Source organism: Cytophaga aurantiaca DSM 3654, assembly GCF_000379725.1.
In the GTDB taxonomy this organism is placed as follows: Bacteria; Bacteroidota; Bacteroidia; order Cytophagales; family Cytophagaceae; genus Cytophaga; species Cytophaga aurantiaca.
Genome location: NZ_KB903627.1, coordinates 61,626 through 81,981, shown reverse-complemented (window position 1 = coordinate 81,981; position 20,356 = coordinate 61,626). Strand labels below are relative to the sequence as shown.

The window sequence follows — 20,356 nt, the reverse complement described above, 5'->3', positions numbered from 1 at the left end:
TTTTATAATATTATTTTACTCGTTGCTTTTTATTTACTTCCAGATTTAACATTATAAAGGCAGTTTTTAATGCACTTGCTAAGGTAGCCTTTGTAATAATCGTGGATAGGTCAATGCCTAAGTGTACTACTGTTTGCGCTATTTCCGGACGAATGCCACTGATGATACATTCTGCGCCCATCAATCTCGTAGCACTTACTGTTTTAATTAAATGTTGTGCAACCAGTGAATCTACAGCGGGCACACCTGAAATGTCAAGGATGGCAATACTACTGCCTGTTTCAACAATTTCCTGCAATAGACTTTCCATTACTACCTGTGTACGTGAGCTGTCCAGTGTGCCGATAATGGGTAGTGCAAGTATGCCGTCCCATAAGCGTATTACTGGGGTAGAAATCTGGGTGATCTCATCTGTCTGGCGGAAGATCACATCTTCACGACCTTTGATAAATGTTTCAAAAGTGCTGGTGCTGAAACTGTCTAACAGTTTGTTGATTATCATGCTCTGTGCATACAGTGTTGCAGGATCTTTGATCTCTTCGCTAAGTGTAGAAAGCAGTGCTTCTTTTAAGCTATATATGTAGTTGCCGGTTTCACGCGGAGAATATCCTTGTTTTGCACGTGATATTGAGATCGAAGAAAGGATATCAACAACACTTTCAAAATCTCTCGATTCGGCATTATCAATGTTAGAGTCTGATAAGTTATCAATGAATGCAAACAATAACTCTTCCGATTGAATACGTAAGTCTTCGTTTGTAATCAGATCATTATTTAAGATTTGATCCTGAGATTGTATATGGATCCATTTTTCCAGAACAGCTTGTTTCTTTTTTTGGAAAATTTTTATCGATTCGTTTTTCATTGAATATTATAATTTGATAGATAAATGATTTGATATAAAATTATTCAGCAGCTTTACTAAGTCGCTTGTTTTAGAGGGTTTGGTAATGAAATCTACAGCACCTAATTTTTTTGTTTCTTCCTTATCGTGTGGGTCACTGGAGGTAGAAAAAATAATAACAGGAATGCAACTGAGGTCTGAATGCTTTTTTAATTCTCTAAGGCATTCACGTCCCGACATGCCAGGCATATTGAGATCAAGAAAAATGTAATCAGGTCGTATATTTTCTTTTAAAAAATCAAACGCATCATAACCACTTTCTACGCCATTGTATTGAATGTTTTTGTCGACATCTTCTAATGCGAACTGAAAGAATTCTCTATCGTCTTCATCATCATCAATCAGGAGGATTTTTACTTTTTCATGCATGGTATTATTTAATATGAGGATACTGATATAGCTAAAGTTGAATTCAATTATAATATAATGTATAAAAAATAAAAAAATGAATTTTATGCATAGTCGCATAGAAACAGTAAAAAATATAATGAATGCTTTACATTAAAATACCTATGTCTTACATATTTTCCATGTTTAGTGTTACTCTAAACGATGTTAGAATGGATATCCGATCGCAATGTTTAAGATCAGATTTTGTTTTCTCCAATCTTTGGTGCCTAATTTAACATCATCCAATACCCAACGTTCTCCTTCTGTAAGCCACGGTTTTCGGACTGGTGTAGCTAAGTCGAAGCGAATTACAAAGAAGTTCAGATCTACACGTAAACCAAATCCTGCACCAATAGCGAGTTCGGTAAAAGCTTTTTTTAATTTGAACTGAGCACCGGGAATCAAGTCATTATTTTTGTACAACCATACGTTACCTGCATCAACAAAAAAAGCGCCTTTAAAAATACTTATAATAGGAAATCGGTATTCCGCGCTCCATTCAATTTTAATATCACCACCTTGTTGTATGAAATACGAACTTTGCAAACTGTCAGGTAAACGATAGGTTCCTGGACCTACCGAGTTTACAGGGAAGGCGCGCAAGCTATTGGTACCTCCCGAGAAAAAACCTTTCACAAAAGGAAGTGCACTGGAATTTCCATACGGTATGCCCCAGCCGAGTATCATGTGACTTGCAAAGACTGTTTTTCTGGATGTCTTTAAATAATTTCGTAAGTCAATGTCAAACTTTGCATATTGTGCATAAGCAATATCGGCAACGGTTTTAGTGCCGATCGTATTTTCCGGCGAACCTATCAATTTGTTGATTGCACTAAGTGTATTGCCCGCAATATCAATATTGCCATTAAAGTAAATTTGATTTTTTCTTTTCGGATACACCTGCTGATTGTAGGTATACGAATACATGATGCCTGCAATCAACTGATCTTCGTAACGTCTGTTCAGTGCAGGATTATCTTCGAGAATGGCATTGAAATCATTACTGATGTGACTGATGTTAAAAAAGCTGATATTTACTGGTCTTAAATAATGTTCTATGGCTAATGATTCTTTCCATTTGTATCCAAAAGAGAACTGCAACGTGCGCATCTCAAAATAATTTACCCGTTTGAGAAATGTATAGTTCGAAGTAAGTAGCGTATTGGGTGTGAAATAACTTGACGCTTTTACTTTAAAGGGAAGAATAAATCGTGGGATCGTAAGATTTAACCGCGGACCCAATTCATAGGTGTATAGGCCTTTGAACTGCCCGTTAAGTTGCGTCTCTATGGATCCATGAAAACCGAAGCTTAATTTTTCTCCGCCTTTAAATGCATTCCGATCTGTATAATTCAGGTTGACACCCGGTCCGATAAAGTTGTTGGATTTGCTGACAACTTCTATTTCAACACTTACCGAACGTTTAGGCAAGGGAAGAATGTGAATGTATACATCCAGTTTCGATGAATCTTTTTCAACGATATCGATATCTACATATTTAAATAAATTCATCCCCATCAGTCTGCTCAACGTAAGTTGTTGCTTATCCATGGAATAATATTCACCGCCTTTTAAATAAACATACTCTGCAATTGGAGAAGGTTTGAAGTCTTCATTCAGATAAAGCGTTACACGATCAATTTCTGCAGTGTCGGTTTTGTGCATAAAGTGCTTGGCAACATAGTTGCTATCAAGCGCAACATACACGCCGCCGATTTTGTAACGTGTGATACTTTCTTTTGTAGTTTGAGATTTTAATTTCAAACGCATAGTTACACTTGCCTTACTTCCTGAAGTGTCTGCTTCAAAAACAAGATATTCCTCATTGAAATGATAATACCCATTATTTTTTAACAGGTCATTAATTTTTTCACGCTCTCTGCGTATGCGGTCCAGATCATATCTCCTACCTTTTTTAATGCTGCTTTTGTATGTATCAGCTGTTAAAAGATGTAAAATAGCTGTATCCTTGATTTGTATGGAGTAGTCATCAATTTTATATAAGGTTCCTGTTTTTATTTCATAAGTAACATGGGTCTTTTTTCCATTCTTACTGGTATGAATTTTATAATTCACTGCTGCATCAAACATACCATTATTGAATAGCGTTGCTTCTAAAGCTTTCTGCGTGAATGAAGTGCTGACAGACGAAAATAAAACCGGAGCTTGTCCAAACTTCGTGCTGAGATTATATTTTAATCCTTTTTGTTTTTTTGGTTTACCGATAAGGCTGTAAAAATTTAATTTTAAAGGAAGACCTAAAATATAGGTGTTTGGCTTGGGCTTTAGTTGTTCTTCCAGATCGGATCTTAAAACTTTAATGAATCGTCTGGATTCGCCGGATTGTATCTTGAAGTCGGATCCGGTATACAGACTGTCGCCTTCAGGAACGTATTTAGTAGAGCTGCAGCTTAAGCATACACAACAGATAAATAAAATAATATATAGATAAAAGAATTTCATGTAAGCTTACTGTTGTTTTCCTTCTTCCATTTTTTTGCGTTTTCTTTCAGAGATAAATAATTCTTTGAAATGAGTGAAATCACGTACATACATAATGCCAGCACCTGTTTCTATAATGGTGCCGTTTGAAATACCATCATACTGGTTTACTCTGAAGGCTTTGACTTTGTATCGGCCGTTTTTTGTGAGTTTGTATTCAACTTTTACATCACCGGTAATGTTTTTAGCATTGCTGCTAGCTGTTGCATCCTGTCCTTCAATAGGAACATTGCCTCCAATCTCAACAGATAAACGTTCGTCAAATAAACTCTTCGTTACACCAACTTCTACTTGAGTATTACCTTGCTGTTGTCCGTTGTTTACTGCATTGTACGATTGTACATCCACATCTATCTGCAGTCCTTCAACATACTTTGCTGAAAGTTTGTTGAGTTCGTTGCTCATCATCCGGCTCACACTTCGTCGTGCAAAATCGGAAGAGCCTCCTGAGCTGCTGTTGTCGGATGCAATAAATTTATTCAGTGCTAGTAAGGCAAATACCTGCTTGTTTACTTCCGATTCATTTGCATTGATCGCAGTGATCTGAGAATATACTTGTCCGCCCATAGCACCTTTCGCATTATCCGGCATGTCCAACTGAAAACTGATCAATGGTTTTAACAATTCTCCCTGCATGGACATGACAACAATAAATGGAAGTGGCTTACGCAATGCACTGGAATCAATTACTCCTGTATTAGAAAGAAGTCCATCCGGAGCGGTCTTCGTAGTATACGTTGCTTTTATATCAACCAGCGCATTAACAGGATCGCCACTCCAGATAATGGTACTGCCTTTGCTGATGTTGAATTTACGTACAAATACATTTTCTAAAGATGCTTTGTAACTTCCGTCGTATACCACATAGGTTCCACTTAAACTGGTCTGTCCGCTTGCATACATTTTGAAATTCAGATCGGCATCGCCTCGTACAGATAAGGAGTCACCGGAAATAGGATCAACCAAAAGTTTCAGTGTGCTGTTCCGATCGATATGTATTTTTGCCGCTAAATTAATTCCGGTTATTCTTTGAGATTTATCTTCTTCATCGATTTGCCTTAACATAATCGGGTCAAGAGAAGAGGAGTCGCTTGTAAAGATTACTATTCCATCGCCTCGGTCTACACTGACTTTAGAATCAGGTATTGCAAATGTAAAATGACTTCCCCGTACAATATCAATATCTCCAATAATGATTGGTAAATCCTGATCTCCTTTGACAGAGATTTTGCTGTCGAGAATTACTTTTCCATAATAGAGTTTGTTATTGGCAGCAGTGGTATTTAAAACCGTAAAGTTTTTTGTATGTATATCTAAATTGAATGTAATGTTATCGAGTTCTTTGATACCAACATAGCCATTTACAACAGCTTCGTTATTTAATGAATCAAGAATGTTAAATGAATTGAATGTTATTTTTTCCGGATCAATGGTGATGTTTTCTTTCTTCATAAACAACCGCTGATTGATAAATGCAATTTTCGAAGAGGCATTTATAAACTGAAGATTTCCGTTGAATATAGGCTTTTTTACAGAGCCTGTAATGTCAATATTCCCCTTAACTTTCCCGGTGCTGTTTGATAGTTGTCCGCCGCTGAAAGCCTCTAGTACATTCAGGTGTATGGTTTGTATATTCGCATTAAAATTCAGCGCACTTTTTTCGTCCGAGCTTAAATAATACCCGCTGATCACAGCTCTGTTCGTAGAATCAGACAGTTCAATTCGTGCGGTGTATCGCTCTGCAGTGAGATTGTCTGCTGAAATAAGCAAATTACCTACACGTGATTTTTTATAAGAAAGATCTTTGATAGTTAATTTGGAAGTGAACGCCGGATTCTGTTGAATATTTTTAAAGTTGATTTCACCATTTAAAATACCCTGAACCAGCAGTGTGTCGTCTTCAATAATCTGAGATAATGCATGGAGATTAAATGCTCCGAATTGTAGGTCAATATCATCTCCCTTATTTGCAGATTGAAGTTTAATAAATTGATTGGCATGTGAAAGATTGAAATTGTCTGCGAAAATATATTTATTTCCGATTTCGATGTAATTCTTTTCAGCAACAGTCCATTGGCGTTCCTGTAAAGCAAGTCCATCTTTATATATGCTGAAGCGGTAATGACCTTCTGATGCAGATGTTATAAATGCATTCAATCTAATTTTATCTTTTCCTTTATCTTTCTTTTTCTCCTCTGTATTTTTAATGGTGATATTTACACCGGTTGTGTCATTCTGAATATTTCCTTCGGCTGTAGTCTGTTCAAGATGAATAGATCCAGTAGTGAGTGATTGCCAGCCGGTAAGGTAGCTCATCTTTTTCGGATCAGAATCCAGTTTGAATGTTAAGTCTGTAACCCTCGTGCCATCATAGGTTGCTAAAGGTATGTTGGCATCGATGGTGAGTTTCGCTTCTTCGCTGTTAAATGAACCTGCTATAGTCATTGGATTGTATTCTGTAAGAGCAGGTAGGACAACTTCGCGCAAAATAGGAGAATCATTTAACTGTATCTCAAATGAAAAATTTTGAGGTCTGGTTTTTTGAAATTTTGTATCGGTAAATCTGAAATAACGATTCATGTGATTCATTACAGCATCACTTACAGAGAAAATGTCGATGTTGCCTTCAAAGTTTGCGGCAAACATAGAACTGTTCATTTTAACACTGCTTTTACCAGGCTCATTCAACGATACCAAAATCAAAGAGTCCTCTTTATATTTCTTTCCATTTTGAATTACTAAAATATTTCGGGAAGAAATATGTCCGTCGATATTTTCAGATGGATCTCCTTTTAAATGCAGATCGGTGTTGGCAGCAACGGTTACATGCTCTGTACTTATTCCCAAAGCACGGAGATCGGCACCTTTTAGATTGAGTTGTGCATCATAAAATTCATTTGCTTTCGTTAGATCTGCTTTTGCAACGAGCGAAGCTTTTATATTTTCATCGTTGATCTCACCTGTAGCATCGATCAACATACTGTCAATGGTGCCATCAAGATGAATGTTATGATAGACGTAGGAATTTATTCTAAGGGATTCAATGTCGGAGTGAATCGTTGCTTGAATGGTATTTGTATCCAGACCACTGCCTTTAATATCTGCACTGCCATTTAAAATTCCCAGAGAAGATTGATTCAATAGTTTACCCAGATCAAAACTGTGTGTATGTACGGTAAGATTATAAGAAGGTATTTCTTTTTGAAGATCTTTTATATCGGCATCTATAAATGCATTTCCGCTAGAACTGCTCATATCCATCGTAGATCTGAAATCAGATAGCGTTCCCTTGTAATTCCCTTTTGCATATATTTCAGCAGGTACCTGAATGCTTACCGGTAAGGTGCTATCGGGTAGGAGAGCAGTAAGATCAGATGCGCCTGTTTGGATGCGGTTAAAGGCTAGATCAATATAGAGTTTATTCGGATCTGTTATATATCGTAACTGACCTTTTGTATCAATCGTACTTTCAAGTGTTTTGATATAAAAATGTTTGATGTTAAGTTGATCTAAATTTCCTTTTGCGATGAAATCAAATGTCGCTACTCGATTTTTATTTTTACGTATGATCTCTATGGTATCAAGATCCGGAACAAGTAATAAGACATCCTTGACGGCAACCTGGTTGTTTCTCATGGAGCAATCAAGAGCTAATGAAGATGTTATTTCTTCTAGTGATGAATAAGAAATTTTAATGTCCTGTCCGATGCGTGAATGGTTTGTTTCAAGAGATAAGTTCGACAGACTGGCTTTGTGCGCATCCATATATGCATCTGTATGTAATGAACGAATGCTAAATCCGCTTTTGTCCTGTGCAGAAAAGGATTCAACGCTTGCCTGTATAAGTGGACTGTTGTAAACAATATCGTTAATAGATGTATTGATGGATGTGAGTGCGAGGTGATTCCAGTCAATACCTTTTTTTATTTTATCTTCATTCAGAATATTCATTTTGAATGCGCATTGCTTCATATCAACTGCTTTCACCTGTATATTCCAACCTGGCTCATTCGAATCTGAATTGGAAGTCGTTTCGGAAGTTTTAAGATCAATGCTTCCATTAGATTTATTGATCGACAATCCGTTGCTTACTATTTTCTGTGTATATAAATCTAATGTTGTATTATCTAACTCAAGTTGGCCAATGTTTGAACTAACAAGCATGGCTGTGCTTACATCTGAATAATTGAAAGACGACTGTTGAATGGTGAGCTCAGATAATTCAACAGCATTCCAGCTATTTGTATCAGATGTTGTGTCTATAGCAGCAGGTTTTGTATTTTGTATATTTCCATGTACTTCTGAAAGATGAACATCTCCAATAGATGCAGAACTTTTTTCCAGATCCAGTTTGTTTAATTCGGCTTCAATAGTACCTATTGATAAAGACATGTTTAAGCCACTGACAGCATCTGTCATATTAAATCTACCATGCGTTAATACAAGATCGTTTGCTTTGATTGTCCATGGTTCACCCGAACTTGTATCAACATCCACTTCTTTTGTTTTATCAGAAGTGAAAGCATTCACTAAAAATTGATAATTGAATGTGCTGTCCTGATTATTTCTTTTTAATTGAATATAGAACGTATCTAATTCGAGTGTTTCAATAGAAACAGTTTTTGTTAACAAGGCAAGCATGTTGATATTCACTTCCAATTCTTTAACGGCAACAAGTGTATCGTGATTTGTATCTTCAAGAAAAATACCTTGCAATAAAATAGATTTTGGAAATGCCAGATCAATATATTTTAATTCAACACGTGTATGTGTTTTATTACTTACATAGGAAGTAGCTTTTGATACTAAAAAATTCTGTACCGCCGGGACTTTTAAAATCAACCATAAGGAACCAAACAGGACTAAAAATAATCCTATTATGCCCAAAAATATTTTGGAAGTTATTTTTATTGCTTTCCTTCCAGGAGTCATGTCGCAATCTTTATTAATATAGTATTTACAGTTTACTATAATATACAAGGAATTACATAGGGAAACAACTTTTGAGAGCTTATTGCAACAAATCAAAAAATGATGTTACACTTTATTGATAATATGTAACAAATATCCATAAAAGTGTAACAAAAAAATGCAAGGGTGGATTTAAAACAAAAAGTCCTCTTTAATTTGTTAAAGAGGACTTTTTGAGAAGTAAATGATTTAAATGTTTATCGGGTTATATAAAATTTATAACTGTCTCCGTTTTCAGTTTGTATTAAATATAAACCATTTTGTAAACCACTTGTTTCAATGAATTCAGTATTGCTAAAGGATGAAATGAGTGCACCTTTAGAATCGTAAATAGAACCGCTGATTGCATATGAGAAATACAAATGTGTTTGCGTTACTGGATTCGGGAATAATTTTAATAATTTATTTCCTCCTGCGTTTGTTGTAGCTGTTGATACACAACTTGCTTCTGTTTGTCCACATCCGCAATTGCCAGGTTCTGTTTTGTTTGCATCTGTCGGACATAGGTCGCCGCTTATAGATACGTAACCGTTTGGTTGTGTACAAGAAGTGGTTGTTTCCTGAGTGTCGCCTGTTCCGTCTCCATCTGCATCTGAATACCATGTTACAGAACTTACAACCGATAGCGTGACATTGTCGGAAGAATTAACACAATTGTCATTGCTTGTAACTTCAACATAAAATACACCACCAGTAGTTGATGTATAGCTCGACTGCGTTGCTCCGGAAATTACTGCATTGTCTTTAAACCATCGATACGATTTTCCTGTACTTGATACAAGGCTTAGCGGATTGCTCGAACAGAAGGTTGTTGAAGCTACTGTTATAACAGCAACCGGCAAGGCATTTTCAGTTAAAACAATTGGTGTAGAAACGGCTTTACATCCATTTGCACCAGTGGTCTGAACCGTGTAGGATCCTGGAGCATTTGTCAGATACGAAGAAGAAACTTCGCCGCCGATGATATTATTATTAAGCAACCAGGTATAACTTGTAGCTGTGCTTGAAGACAACAGAATCGAGTTGCCCGAGCAGAAAGATAATGCCGGCGCAGTGATCGTAGCTGCCGGAGTTGATTTTTCTGTTACGCTGATGGTACTTGAACTCTTTTTACATCCGGTTGCATTTGTTACTTCAACAGAATAATCCCCAATAGCATTTGCTTGGTATGTATCTGAGGTTGCACTGTTTATTAAAACAGAATTTTTAAACCATTTATAGGTAAACCCAGTTGCTGTATTCGCAGATAATGTTAACGTTTCTCCGGTGCAAAATGAAGTGGCAGCAGATGTGATGGTTGCTGTCGGTAATAAACTTACAGTTATTACTGTTGTTGCAGAAGTTGCAGAACAATTGGTGTTGCTGACTTTTACTGTATACGTTTCAGCGACTGTTGCTGTATAGCTTGCATTCGTTGCACCTGCAATGGTACCTGCTGTGTTTGACCATTGATAGGTTAAGCCTGAACCTGTATTTGCAGAAAGAACAACAGAGCCTCCGGTGCAGAACGAAGTAGCAGCAGACGTGATCGTTGCTGTTGGTAATGCATTTGCTGTTAATGTTGTTGCTGTAGAAGTCGCAGAACAATTTGTATTGCTAACAGTTACTGAATATGCACCACCTGCAGTTGCTGTATAGCTTGCATTTGTTGCACCTGCAATAATACCAGCTGCATTTGACCATTGATAGGTCAATCCTGAACCTGTGTTTGCAGAAAGAACAACAGAGCCTCCGGTGCAGAATGAAGTAGAAGGAGCACTGATTGTTGCAGTTGGTAACGTGTTTACTGTAATTACTTTTCCGGTTGAAGTTGCAGAACAAGTTCCTCCGGTTACGGTTACAGTATAGGTGCTTGCAGCAGTTGCTGTATAGGTTGCATTGGTTGCACCGGCTATTGCGCCAGACGTGTTTGACCATTGATACGTTAATCCTGAGCCGGTGTTTGCTGAAAGTACAATCGAGCTTCCTGTACAGAAAGCGTTACTTGCAGAAGTGATCGTTGCAGTTTGCGCCGTTGTAACAGTTATAGTTGTTGCTGCTGAAGTTGCAGAACAATTGTTTGCATTGGTTACTTTAACGGTATAGGTTCCGGCAACAGTTGCTGTATAGGTTGCTGCTGATGCACCTGAAATTATGCCTGCTGCATTTGACCATTGATACGTTAAGCCTGTTCCCGTATTGGCAGAAAGAATTACTGAACCTCCTGTGCAGAATGAAGTAGCAGGAGCGGTTATTGTTGCTGTGGGTAAAGGATTTACAGTTAACGATATACCGGTAGAAGTTGTAGTGCAATTGTTTGCATTCATTACTTTAACCGTATATGTTTCGGCAGCAGTTGCAGTATAAGCTGCAGTTGTTGCGCCTGTAATTGTACCTGAAGCATTCGACCATTGATAGCTTAATCCTGTTCCGTTGTTTGCAGAAAGAAGTAGAGATCCTCCTGTACAGAATGAAGTTGCAGATGACGTGATCGTTGCTGTTGGTGCTGCAAGCTGTGTTACTAAAATAGCAGACGATACTTTACTGCATGCACTCGCATTGGTAACCTGAACGGTATAAGAACCGGCTGCGGTTGCAGCATACGATGCAGCAGTAGCGCCGGAAATTAATGTTGCATCTTTGTACCATTTGTATGTAAATCCGGTGCCCGTATTCGCAGATAATAATAATGAACCTCCTGTACAATAACTTGTAGATGGAGATGTGATCGCTGCAATGCAAGTAGCCGCATATGAAACAACTAACTGAGGTTTTTTGCCACCGGGATTTTCTTTTGATTGAAAAATAACTCTTTTGGCATTGTCATTTGGTGTAATCAATACAACTGTAACAAGGTTTTGTCCTGCTGTAACTTTTGCTTTGATCAATGCAGTAAGATCCAGATAATAATATTGATCAGCCGGACTTAAATTTGTTACCGTTATAGAATCATATTTAACAAGTAATTTTTCAGGCTTGTTATTCCATGTTACTGCATTCTCTGTCCATAAATTGTTCGTACCTTCATAAGCAATTACCTTGATGCTGCTAACATCTGTTTCACTTGATAAGCCTCCGTAAAGTTTCAACTTAACCGATGTGATGTCTGCAGCACTACCCAAAAGATTATTCAAGTCAAACATAATGTATGTTTGTCTGTTGGGTGTTGGAGAATAATTTTTAACAACTAAGTCGTTCGGGGTAGTTGTTCCGTAGGTGATATTTGCATTGGTACCATCGTAGCTTGAATATTGAGCGAAGGCATCGTGAATAGGTGAGATACTATCCTTCGTGACTTGTGTTTCCTGAAACAATGCTGTGAAGCTCGTGTCTTTATTTGCTGTATTGTATATTTGATTTGTTGTGCCTCCATAAGACCAACCTGTAAAAGCATATACTTTCCCTTGATAGGTTTGCGGTGAAACTACGTCAATTGTACGGTCTATACCAACAACACTTTGTTGTGTATTTGGAGTTACAACCGGTTCGTCATCCAGTTTTAATGTTAATCCCGGCGGTACTGTTTTAAGTGTGATGTTTTTGAATGTTGGAAGAAGATTAACATATGCTGTATCTGTTAAGCCGCCCGCATCTTTTACAACAACATATATTTTATAATAAATATCTGTGTCTGTATGTCCGGATGTAGGAATTGTTGCCGTAAAGCTTTTGCTACCTGTTGCAGGTAAACCATCATGTGTATGTATGTTGTGATGCAGATCAAAATGCCAGGTGAATGCGCTTGCAGGTAACGTTCCGTCTTGTACATCGGTTGCTGTTGCAACAAAATTAAATACCTGTCCGCCTGTAAAGAGTGAGTTGTTTGCAGGCGCAGTGGTAAATGTAACGGTAGGTTTGCTGTTGAATGCAGTAATCGTTAATACAGCAATAGAGCTTGTGTCAGAGCCGGCGCTATTCGCTACAATAACTCTGTAATTTCCCGCATCCCCCGCAACAGTTGATGTGATCTTATATTGAGCATTGGTAGCGGAAGCAATATCGACGCCATTCTTTTGCCATCTGTAGGTAAAAGGCTGAACACCCGTAACAGTTACGTTAAACGTTGCTGGCTGACTGGCTGCTACCGATTGAGAAGCCGGACTTTGTAAAATGTCCGGTATAGAACTTCCGGAATAGGCAATTTTATATAAGGCTGCAGGGCTTCGTGATAAATAATATAAATTCCCATCTGCAGCAACATCAACAGCTACAGGCGCACTTCCTGAAGTTGAATTAAGAAAACGTTCTATTTTCAATCCTGTAGACGGATCCATTACATCCATCCAGTTGCCGCAATAATCCATAAAGAAATATTTTCCATAATATTTTGATGGGTAATTTGTTGAAGTCGGATTGAAGAAACAGCCGCCGGTTATTGCACAGCCATTCACATTTCCAGAACCGTGATCATACGTATAAACCGGATTTGCGTAGGTTGTAATGGTTGTAACACCTTCTACATTCGGCCATCCAAAGTTTTTATTCGAAACCGTTCCGTCATTAATTTCTTCCCATGCATCCTGACCAACATCGTTAATGAATAATTTTCCTGTACCTGGTTGAACATCGAATGTGAAAGGATTGCGTAGCCCATATTGCCAGATTTTTCTTTTTGAAAGATTCGCATCGGTTGCATAAGGGTTGTCTGCAGGGATAGTTCCGTCTGCATTCAGTCGAAGCAATTTTCCATGTGTCACGTTTAAGTTTTGTGCATTGGCTGGCGTAGCATTTTCGCCGCACGCAATGTATAGCTTTCCATCGAGTCCAAAATGCAGGGCGCCGCCATTGTGATTGGTTGCAGTGCTTAGTGCATCTAGATCCGTGACAAGTGTTTCAGAGGATGGATCAATTACATCACCTGTCATTTTAAATCGACTTACTTTATTATGTGTGCCGCCAACGGTAGTAGTATAATAAATGTATACATATCCGTTTGTCGCAAATGCTGGATCAGATGTTATTCCTATTAATCCTCGTTCGGTGTAGTCGCCACCCGAAGCATCTACGGTTATAGATAATGCATTGCCGGAAAGTACAGCTCCGTTCTTCACAACTTTAACTGTGCCTGCCTGCTGACCGATTAAAATACGACCATCAGGAAGCATCGTCATAACTGTAGGATTCGTAAGGTCTGTGTTATTGATCAATACCTGACTGAATGTAGGTGTTATTGCATCTACCAATTGAAGATTTCCGAATACATCTGCATTTTGATAGGCAATATTTTTATTTGTACCCGGAACATTTTCAGAGCCGATAAAGCTTTCACGTGTTGTGCCGCCGTCGTTGTCACAATAAGCCATTGCAAAGCCCAAAATCTTTCCTGCAGTTAATATTGCTTTCGGATTCGAAGTGCCATTTGCATATACATACGCATCTGTGTATACATCAAACGCTGCTTCCCAGGTATATTTCGTACCGCTTTTAGTTCTTGAAACCGTTGCATGACTGTTAAATAATCTGGCAGTACCCAGATCTGAATCTACAATGTCACCTAATGTAGATATGTGATATGCCCACGCATTGTAATTATTCTCATGCTCGCCGCCGGAATGATTTTCATCTAAAAATATTTCCCATGTATCATCTTCCCAATAGTTAGAAGTAGGGTTTGAGTAATTATCAAATAAAACATCATCGGTAATCTCAGCTATAATATATAGTTTATTCGCAGTCCAGCTTACTTTGAATTTGCCTGTAAAGTCTGCTGCAGAAGGTTGTGCGCCTAACCACAAATAACTAACATCATACCAGGTGGCATTCGTCCAGCAGGCATCGTTGCTATTGCCGTCAATAACTGGAGCTGTTTGTGCGCGAACGGCCTGATAATTGTTTCCATTTCCTGCAAAAGTGAGGGTTGAAAATAAAAAACTTAAAAGGATCAATACATGTTTCATCATGATTCAAATAGGGGTAAGTGAATTAAGCTTTGTGTTAATTGGAAAGTTAAAATGTATGCTATGCATGAGGTCTGTCGTACGGTTTTGCAACAAACTCACAAGTTATAAATTAATGAAAGTTTTTGAATATCAGCCTACTTTTTTTAAAAAAAGTAGAGTAGGATTTATCTAAATGTATTTTAAGCACTTTTTTTAAAAGGTGCTTAGTTTTAGACAACTATACTACGAATAGAGTGGTAAAAAGTAATCATTGTGAAGGTTGAAAAATTGTTGGGTGGCGAATGGATTAACGTCGGAATCTATAAGGTTTTCTTAATCGATGAATCTACTCTCAAAGTAAGAGGGGGAATTACGGTGTGAATGATTGTTGAAATTTCAAAACCTTATAGCTTTACTTGCTGTGGTTTAAAATAAACCGTTCTACTACTTCAGCAACACCGTCGTTGTTATTTGAAGCAACGATTACATCTGCTTTGTCGCGCAACTCCGGAGTAACATTGTCTACCCATACACCAAGTCCTGCATATTCAACCATAGACAGGTCGTTTCCTGCATTTCCTACTGCAATGATCTCTTCCTGTTTTATATTCAGTTTTTCTGCTAAACGTTTTAAACTTTCCGCTTTATCAATGCCATGATGAGTTACTTCTAGAAAATAAGGTTTTGATGTAGCTACACTTTTGTCGAGCATTTCTTTTTTTAGAATTGCTTCAACCTCTTTTAAATAATTTGGTTCTTCCAGTAAGATACATTTGATCGCAGAACCGGTTACAGCAGCTTTGAAATTGCTTACTTTTTCAAACGGCATTCCGGTAATCTTCTTTTCAATGTCAATGTAAAGCGAATCTGTTTCGCTAACGATCTTTCCATTGATATAGGTAATGATATGGACCTTATGCGCCACACTGAAATCATATAAGCGATGAATTTCGTCTTTAGTTAAACTCTGTTCAAACAAAATGCTTTCATCTTTTATGCGCATGATCACGGCACCATTGTACGCAAGAATGTACGAATCAAAATGTGCTAAATTTAATTCTGCTGCAAATGATGTCATTGCCGGCGTTGGTCTGCCTGAAGCAAGAACTACATAAATGCCCATCTCCTGAGCTTTTCGCAAGGCTTCTTTATTTATATCTGAAATGCGGTGGTCGTCTGTAAGTAAGGTGTCGTCCATGTCCAGGACAAGCATTTTGTATTTCATGGGGAGAGGTTTTTATAGGAAATCCTCCAAGGTTTTAAAAACCTTGGAGGATTGGTTAGAGTGTAATTATTTCTCTGCGATCACGATCAGATGCCCGGTAAAGTTTTTAAAATAACTTTTCTCAAAACGTTGCTTCGGATTGAATTTCTCAAGAATTCTTGCATAAGTTTTGCCAACTGTTTTGCCAAATTTGTAACCGGTTCGTACGGTTGCAAACATACGTCCGATGCAGGAAATGTTTTTAAATCCTATGCGTTTCAGTGTGCGTTCTTCTTTGCTTGCAGAAGTAAAGTATGCGCTGTGGTATTCTGTTCCTTTTATGTTATTAAATATTTTTTTGAAATGATAAAAAATATAATACCCTTCAGTTGCTAATGCATTCACATGGGTGATAAACATTTTTCCGCCAGGTTTTAATGTTCTGTAAATATCTTCGTACGATTCAATAACGATTTTCGTATCTAAATATCGAAGTACTTCAATGCTGATAATGAGATCAAATGTGTTTGCTTCAAAGGGGAGTGCGTTTGAATACCCTTCGACAAATGTGATCTCCGGGAAATTCTGACGGGCATAATCTAACATTTTTGTGGAAGGATCTAATCCGGTTACGTCGTATCCTAATGTTTTAATGTACGTAGAGAAGTGGCCCGTTCCGCAACCCAAGTCCAGTACCTTAGCACCTTTGGGGAGATTGGATAAAATGCTGTCGATCTCTTCAAACATTTGGTAGCGACCATAAATAAATTCGTCTGTATATTTCCCCTGTTGGAAATTTACATATCTGCCTTGAAAAATACTGCTGTCGATATCATGTCGTTCAACAGCACGTTTGATAACTTCTTTATCGTTGCTCATAGTTATTTATAATCGAATAACATTTATTCATCGTACGCGATTCAAATCCGTATATTTTATATAACGTATGTTGATGTTCTAAAATAGCACGAAGAAAATTTAAATTTTTCTGAATGTCTTTTCCAAAATTATGTGGATGCCACCATAAATGGTATATTTTACCGGCCATTGCAGCATAGGTCATAGCATCAGTAATGCGTTTTAATCGCAGTCCTTCAAGAAATCTTAATTTGCTTGGGTAGGGACGTAAGAATCTACTTGCAGGAATATTATAAAGGCCGCTTGAGTCAAGTAGTTCATCCCAGTCGTTGCAATGCAGTCCGCTGATGTTCCAGTAAGAGTCGATTAAACGCAGGAATCTTCTCCATGAATTTTCTTTTAAACGACTCATGGGTTTATAAAGCCAGCTGTCTTCTGTCCCTCTGAAACCAATGAATCCAGCTTCTTTACAGGCTTTAAGATATTCGTCGTTGTATTGATTTCTTGGAAAAATAATGGTGTTCATCGGAATACCCAACGCATGCCATCTTTTTTTTGCGGCTTCTATATCTGCGTTGAAACTTTCAATGCTAGCGCCTGCTTCTAAGGTATAATAATGGCTGAAGGTATGTGTACAGATTTCATGCACACCTGCATCGTGAATTTTTTTGATCAGAGAAGGAGCGAAGTGTATCTTATCATCTTCTTCTGAATGCCCTATCTGTGTTAAGTAATCGGGATACCAGTTGTATGCTTTATGTGTATAGTCTGGTAACTTGTCGGGTATAGCCGCGATCAGTGCTTCCTTGCTTTCGAAACTTAATAAACCTACGGTAGCAAAGGTAGCTTTTACATTAAACTCGCTTAATAGATCCAGTAAGCGCGGCATCATATCCCAAACACCCAGGATGTTTTCCTTGTAGTGTTCAAGCGATTTCGAATCCCGTACGCCCCAGTACAATTCAAAATCCAGCGATATGACAAATGCTCCGTTCAAGGGATGGATGTAGTTAAATAAGTCTTTCGTATGTATACGTAAGATACGGCATTAGGGATAAAAAATAAAACCCCGCCGGTTAAAGCGAGGTTTTATGTGAATAAATTATAAAAGAATAATTACTTCTTTAACGCAATTTTCAAATTGTCGTCAATTGCAGCTAAGAATTCTTCTGTATATAAATAGTGTTCGCCATGTTTTACTTTGTTGCCATGAATACAAACAGCTAAATCTTTAGTCATTTTACCACTTTCAACTGTTGCTACGCAAACTTTTTCAAGTGTCTGACAGAAGTTAACCAATTCCTGGTTGCCGTCTTTTTTACCACGGAACTCAAGACCTCTAGTCCATGCGAAGATAGAAGCAATCGGGTTAGTAGAAGTTGGTTTGCCAGCCTGGTGATCTCTGTAGTGACGTGTAACTGTACCGTGAGCAGCTTCAGCTTCCATAGTAGAACCGTCTGGAGTAACCAATACAGAAGTCATTAAACCTAATGAACCGAAACCTTGAGCAACAGTATCAGATTGAACGTCTCCATCATAGTTTTTACAAGCCCATACAAAGTTACCATGCCATTTTAAAGCAGAAGCAACCATGTCATCGATCAAACGGTGCTCGTAAACGATACCCGCTGCTTCGAATTTAGACTTATAATCTTTTTGGTAAATCTCTTCAAATATATCTTTGAAACGACCATCGTATTTCTTTAAGATGGTGTTTTTAGTAGATAAATATAATGGCCATTTTTTGCTTAATGCCATGTTGAAACAAGAATACGCAAAACCTCTGATCGACTCTTCAGTATTGTACATACCCATTGCAACACCTGCACCTTGGAATTTGTATACTTCGTGCTCAATTACTTTTCCGTCTTCACCTTCAAATTTGATGGTTAATTTACCTTTACCAGGTACAACGAAATCGGTTGCTTTGTATTGATCACCAAATGCGTGACGGCCAACAACAATAGGAGCAGTCCAGTTTGGAACCAAACGCGGAACGTTTGTACAAACGATCGGCTCACGGAATACTGTACCATCTAAGATGTTACGGATCGTTCCGTTTGGAGACTTCCACATTTGTTTAAGCTTGAACTCTTCAACACGTTGCTCATCCGGAGTGATTGTAGCACACTTGATACCAACGCTGTATTTTTTAATTGCTTCTGCAGAATCAATGGTAACCTGATCGTTTGTAGCGTCACGATTTTCCATACCCAAGTCATAATACTTGATATCTAAATCCAGGTAAGGAAGGATCAATTTATCTTTAATAAATTTCCAGATAATTCTTGTCATTTCATCGCCATCCAGTTCAACAACCGGGTTAGCTACTTTGATTTTTCCGCTCATTTTTTTCTAAAAGAATATATTGTAGTAAATTAATTAAACTAGGTATAATCCCTCAATATTACGTATTAACGCGTAAAAATTCAACGCTTATTCTGTCTTTAATCTTAATAATTGATACTGAATGCAATAAATTCCGGCTTTTAGGTCTTTATAAGCCACTTTGTGTGGTTTAAATGCAAAAATATTCGATTTATACGTAGTGTTGGTCTGGAACTTATTAGTGAAATTGCGTTGTAAAACGTCCTTTTTAAAACTTTATACTATAATTAAAAGAATGGAAAGCCCTGAATCTTCTTTTGTGCATAGATCAATAGAAACATCGATCCGTTTGATCTTGTTTTTTGGTATGATCGTATTCTGTTACATCATTATGATGCCCTTCTTATCCATTTTACTGGGAGGGATTATATTGGCAGTAGCAGCGGCACCAATTCTGAATTTTCTTCAGCGAAAATTTAATGTGACGGAAAAAATGGGCGCTATCCTGATAACTGTTGCAGCATTGATTATTTTCATTTTGCCTTCTTACCTTCTGATACAATCTCTGGTAAAAGAATTTACTGGTTTTCTGGCTCACTCAGATACTGCATTTCACAATCATATATACATCGAAAAATTAAAGGATTTGCCTTTGATCAACAATTCTTTATATGACTTCATGAAAGACATAACAGATGATACTTCTGTGATCTTTAAAGAACATGCTTCTCAGATCGAAACCATTGGTATTACCTTGCTAGGCTTTATCGGAAGTTTAGGAGTGGGTTTGATACATTTTCTGGCATCCATGATCATTGCTGGTCTGTTATTGGCACATGCCACAGCTGCTGCTAAGTTTATAGATAAATTGTTTATCCGTATTGCCGGTGAACACGGAGAAGAGTTTTCTCACATTGCCGAACGTACGATACAGAATGTAACGAAAGGAATTGTAGGGGTAGCTTTTATTGAATCGGTATTGGCAGCATTCGGATTCTTTATGGCAGGCGTTCCGCTTGCAGGTGTTTGGACGATCATATGTTTGCTGCTGTCTATTGTGCAGGTTGGTATTGTTCCATTGGCGCTGCCTATTGTGATCTATATGTTTTATACATCCGATGTTGTAACGGCATCGCTTCTGGGTGTATGGCTTGCCTTGATCTATTTAATGGAGCATTTACTAAAGCCTGTATTGCTTGGTAAAGGTGCACCGGTACCAATGCCTGTAATATTCATAGGCGTGTTAGGCGGTTTTGTTGCAGCAGGATTTATCGGAATGTTTTTAGGTGCGGTATTGTTTTCGATCGCATACAAATTGTTTTTAGTATGGCTTGAAAACGA

Annotated in this window: 10 protein-coding genes; 1 reads left to right on the top strand and 9 read right to left on the bottom strand. The window is 37.8% G+C overall.

The window, feature by feature from the left end:
• Nucleotides 1-10: 10 nt before the first annotated feature.
• From A3EE_RS0106225 to A3EE_RS0106185, 9 genes are all read right to left on the bottom strand, one after another.
• On the bottom strand, nucleotides 11-865 hold the full coding sequence (locus A3EE_RS0106225) for an STAS domain-containing protein (protein ID WP_018342578.1): 855 nt from the start codon (nucleotides 863-865) through the stop codon (nucleotides 11-13).
• A 6-nt stretch (nucleotides 866-871) separates the two neighbouring features.
• Nucleotides 872-1,273, bottom strand: a complete 402-nt coding sequence (locus A3EE_RS0106220; protein ID WP_018342577.1) for a response regulator — start codon at nucleotides 1,271-1,273, stop codon at nucleotides 872-874.
• 186 nt (nucleotides 1,274-1,459) lie between these two features.
• On the bottom strand, nucleotides 1,460-3,757 hold the full coding sequence (gene tamL, locus A3EE_RS0106215; RefSeq protein WP_018342576.1) for a translocation and assembly module lipoprotein TamL: 2,298 nt from the start codon (nucleotides 3,755-3,757) through the stop codon (nucleotides 1,460-1,462).
• A 6-nt stretch (nucleotides 3,758-3,763) separates the two neighbouring features.
• Entirely contained in the window at nucleotides 3,764-8,683 is a 4,920-nt protein-coding gene (locus A3EE_RS0106210) for a translocation/assembly module TamB domain-containing protein (protein WP_245553811.1), read from the bottom strand.
• Nucleotides 8,684-8,964: 281 nt separating this feature from the next.
• On the bottom strand, nucleotides 8,965-14,646 hold the full coding sequence (locus A3EE_RS21215) for a PQQ-dependent sugar dehydrogenase (protein WP_018342574.1): 5,682 nt from the start codon (nucleotides 14,644-14,646) through the stop codon (nucleotides 8,965-8,967).
• A 391-nt stretch (nucleotides 14,647-15,037) separates the two neighbouring features.
• Nucleotides 15,038-15,850, bottom strand: coding sequence for a Cof-type HAD-IIB family hydrolase (locus A3EE_RS0106200; protein WP_018342573.1), 813 nt, complete (start codon nucleotides 15,848-15,850; stop codon nucleotides 15,038-15,040).
• Nucleotides 15,851-15,916: 66 nt separating this feature from the next.
• A complete protein-coding gene (locus A3EE_RS0106195; protein ID WP_018342572.1) occupies nucleotides 15,917-16,708 on the bottom strand; it encodes a class I SAM-dependent methyltransferase in 792 nt (263 codons plus the stop codon).
• Nucleotides 16,695-17,684 carry a polysaccharide deacetylase family protein gene (locus tag A3EE_RS20105; RefSeq protein ID WP_018342571.1) on the bottom strand — a complete coding sequence of 330 codons (990 nt, stop codon included), beginning with the start codon at nucleotides 17,682-17,684 and terminating at the stop codon, nucleotides 16,695-16,697. The genes A3EE_RS0106195 and A3EE_RS20105 overlap by 14 nt, the downstream gene beginning before the upstream one ends.
• A gap of 119 nt (nucleotides 17,685-17,803) precedes the next feature.
• Entirely contained in the window at nucleotides 17,804-19,036 is a 1,233-nt protein-coding gene (locus A3EE_RS0106185; RefSeq protein ID WP_018342570.1) for an NADP-dependent isocitrate dehydrogenase, read from the bottom strand.
• 274 nt (nucleotides 19,037-19,310) lie between these two features.
• Here A3EE_RS0106185 and A3EE_RS20100 point away from each other — a divergent pair.
• The coding region (locus tag A3EE_RS20100) for an AI-2E family transporter (RefSeq protein ID WP_018342569.1) at nucleotides 19,311-20,356 on the top strand (1,046 nt) is incomplete at its 3' end.

Excerpts from the sequence above, each read along its gene's own strand:
- A3EE_RS21215 (WP_018342574.1), bottom strand. The coding sequence starts at position 14,646 with ATGATGAAACATGTATTGATCCTTTTAAGTTTTTTATTTTCAACCCTC.
- tamL (WP_018342576.1), bottom strand. The coding sequence starts at position 3,757 with ATGAAATTCTTTTATCTATATATTATTTTATTTATCTGTTGTGTATGC.
- A3EE_RS0106200 (WP_018342573.1), bottom strand. The coding sequence starts at position 15,850 with ATGAAATACAAAATGCTTGTCCTGGACATGGACGACACCTTACTTACA.
- A3EE_RS0106195 (WP_018342572.1), bottom strand. The coding sequence starts at position 16,708 with ATGAGCAACGATAAAGAAGTTATCAAACGTGCTGTTGAACGACATGAT.
- A3EE_RS0106225 (WP_018342578.1), bottom strand. The coding sequence starts at position 865 with ATGAAAAACGAATCGATAAAAATTTTCCAAAAAAAGAAACAAGCTGTT.
- A3EE_RS0106185 (WP_018342570.1), bottom strand. The coding sequence starts at position 19,036 with ATGAGCGGAAAAATCAAAGTAGCTAACCCGGTTGTTGAACTGGATGGC.
- A3EE_RS0106220 (WP_018342577.1), bottom strand. The coding sequence starts at position 1,273 with ATGCATGAAAAAGTAAAAATCCTCCTGATTGATGATGATGAAGACGAT.